The sequence below is a fragment of the Peribacillus sp. SIMBA_075 genome, assembly GCF_046534585.1.
In genome coordinates this window covers 1-265 of sequence record NZ_JAWRYN010000790.1, presented here as the reverse complement: position 1 = coordinate 265, position 265 = coordinate 1, and the positions used below count along the sequence as shown (strand labels likewise).

The window sequence follows — 265 nt, the reverse complement described above, 5'->3', positions numbered from 1 at the left end:
ATTGAACCAAGGGCTAACGTTCTGAAAAGAACCTTATTTGTTGTATACTGTTTGTAGATACGTTAACATGTTACATTAAATTAGGACAAAGCAAAAGTGATTTTGCACATAGTCTTGAATGAAGACGTATACTTTGTATGATTGTTCCTAAGCATGACAACTAGGAGGTAATCAATTGGATACTGGTACTCATGTAGTAATGGGCATTTCTCTTGGGGGACTTGCACTTTTAGATCCAGCCGTCAGCGCAGATCCACAAATGGCA

At 38.1% G+C, this 265-nt stretch carries 1 protein-coding gene; it reads left to right on the top strand.

The window, feature by feature from the left end; translation table 11 throughout:
- Nucleotides 1-175: 175 nt before the first annotated feature.
- A partial coding sequence (locus SB775_RS30375; protein WP_410864971.1) for a hypothetical protein occupies nucleotides 176-265 on the top strand: 90 nt, incomplete at its 3' end.